The sequence below is a fragment of the Roseicyclus sp. genome (genome assembly GCF_052168335.1).
Classification (GTDB): Bacteria; Pseudomonadota; Alphaproteobacteria; order Rhodobacterales; family Rhodobacteraceae; genus Roseibacterium.
The window spans coordinates 1-2,307 of sequence record NZ_JBQLZP010000349.1 but is presented as its reverse complement, the minus strand read 5'-3'; the positions used below and the strand labels follow the sequence as shown (position 1 = coordinate 2,307).

Here is a 2,307-nt window from a genome sequence, read left to right as displayed (position 1 = left end):
CACCGAGGGCGCGCTCGACGACCTGCGCTGGGACAGGATGATCGCCGAGAGCGGCTGGCAGGGGCGGGTGATCACCACCTACCGCCCCGATGCCGTGGTCGACCCTGAGTTCGAGGGGTTCGCCGACAACGTCGCGAAGCTGGGCGAGCTGACCGGCGAGGATACGGCGACCTGGGCGGGCTACCTGAGCGCGCACCGGGTGCGGCGCGCGTTCTTCCGGGACCATGGAGCGACGGCCACCGACCACGGCCACCCGACCGCCCGCACCGAGAACCTCGGGCCGGCCGAGGCCGCGGCGCTCTTCGACAAGGCGCTGCGCGGCGCCTGCACGGCGGAGGAGGCCGACGCCTTCCGCGGCCAGATGCTGACCGAGATGGCGCGGATGAGCCTCGAGGACGGGATGACGTTGCAGGTTCATCCCGGATCGTGGCGCAACCATTCCCGCACGGTCTTCGAGGCGCACGGCCGCGACAAGGGTTTCGACATCCCCCGCCCCACCGACTTCGTGGGCAACCTCAAGCCGCTGCTCGACGCCGTGGGGATGGAGCGCGGCCTGACCGTGATCCTCTTCACGCTGGACGAGACGACCTATGGCCGAGAGCTCGCACCGCTGGCCGGCGCATACCCCGCGCTGCGGCTCGGCCCGCCCTGGTGGTTCTTCGACAGCTTCGAGGGCATCCGCCGCTACCGCGAGCTGACCACGGAAACCTGCGGTTTCTACAACACCGCGGGCTTCAACGACGATACCCGTGCCTTCTGCTCGATCCCGGCGCGCCACGACGTGGCGCGGCGTTCGGATTGCGCCTACCTCGCCACCCTCGTCGGCACGGGTCGCCTGAGGAAGGCCGAGGCGTTCGAGGTCGCGCAGGACCTCACCCACAGGCTGGCAAGGGAGGCCTATCGCCTGTGAACAGCAAGCAAAAGGGAGGAGAGAAAGAATGACTGCCTTGAGAACCGGGCTGGCCGCGCTGGCCGCCACCACCGCGCTCGCGACGGGTGCCTTGGCCTGCGAGATCACGCTCCGCTCGTCGGACACGCATCCCGAGGGCTATCCGACCGTCGCCGCGGTCGAGTACATGGGCGACCTCCTCGAGGAGCGCTCGGGCGGGCGGCTCTGCATCGAGGTCTACCACTCGGCGCAGCTCGGCCAGGAGGCCGACACGATCGAGCAGACGCAGCTCGGCGTGATCGACATGAACCGCGTCAGCCTCGGCCCGTTCAACAACATCATCGAGGAAACCAAGGTCTTCTCGCTGCCCTTCATCTTCCGCTCGACCGAGCACATGCACGCGGTCGTCGACGGCGAGATCGGCGACGAGGTGCTGGCCGCCTTCGGGCACCACAACCTCGTGGGTCTCGCCTATTTCGACGGCGGGTCGCGCAGCTTCTACAACAGCGAGCGCCCGATCCGCTCGATCGAGGACATGGCGGGCCTCAGCTTCCGCGTGATGCAGTCCGACGTCTTCGTCGACATGGTCGACGCGCTGGGCGCCAACGCCACGCCGATGCCCTTCGGCGAGGTCTATTCGGCGATCCAGACCGGCGTGATCGACGGGGCCGAGAACAACTGGCCGAGCTACGAGTCGACCGGCCACTTCGAGGTCGCGGGCTACTACACGCTCAACCAGCACCTGATGGTGCCCGAGGTCCTCGTCATGTCACAGGCGAGCTGGAACCGCCTCTCGGCCGAGGATCAGGGCCTCATCCGGCAGGCCGCCCGGGACGCCGTGCCCCACATGCGCGAGCTCTGGGCCGCGCGCGAGGCCGCCTCCGAGGAGATCGTGCGCGCGGCGGGTGTCGAGGTCATCGAGGAGATCGACAAGACGCCCTTCATCGAGGCGATGGCGCCGGTCTACGAGCGCCACGTGACGAGCGATGCGCTCCGCGACCTCGTCGCGCGCATCCAGGCCGTCGAGTAGTCGGGGCGAAGCGGGGGCGGGCCCATGCGGTCCGCCCTCCCATGACGGCAGGCGGGGCGCGATCATGCGGGACATCGTCGAGAAACTGGCGCGCGGCTGCGGCCTCGTCGCGCGGGTGTCGCTCTACCTGTCCGGGGCCGGGCTGGTGGCGATGACCGCCTTCATCGGCTGGCAGGTCTACGGCCGCTACGTCCTGAACGACAGCCCGACCTGGACCGGCAACGGCTCGGTCATCATCATGGGCTGGTTCATCATCCTCGGCGCCGCCGTCGGCATCCGCGAGGGAAACCACCTGAGCTTCGACGTGCTCCTGCACGTGCTCGGGCCGCGCGCCAAGGCGGTGCTCCACACGATCTCGGACCTCGTCGTGGCGGCCTTCTGGGGCGGC

3 protein-coding genes are annotated in these 2,307 nt (G+C 69.2%); all 3 read left to right on the top strand.

Annotation, left to right across the window (positions count from 1 at the left end):
* Window positions 1–910 (top strand): glucuronate isomerase (locus ACTS11_RS10840; protein ID WP_442640327.1); only part of this gene is annotated, 910 nt, incomplete at its 5' end.
* 28 nt (window positions 911–938) lie between these two features.
* The gene (locus tag ACTS11_RS10835; RefSeq protein WP_442640326.1) at window positions 939–1,919 is read left to right on the top strand and encodes a TRAP transporter substrate-binding protein; all 981 of its coding nucleotides are present in this window, start codon (window positions 939–941) and stop codon (window positions 1,917–1,919) included.
* Window positions 1,920–1,983: 64 nt separating this feature from the next.
* The coding region (locus ACTS11_RS10830) for a TRAP transporter small permease (protein ID WP_442640325.1) at window positions 1,984–2,307 on the top strand (324 nt) is incomplete at its 3' end.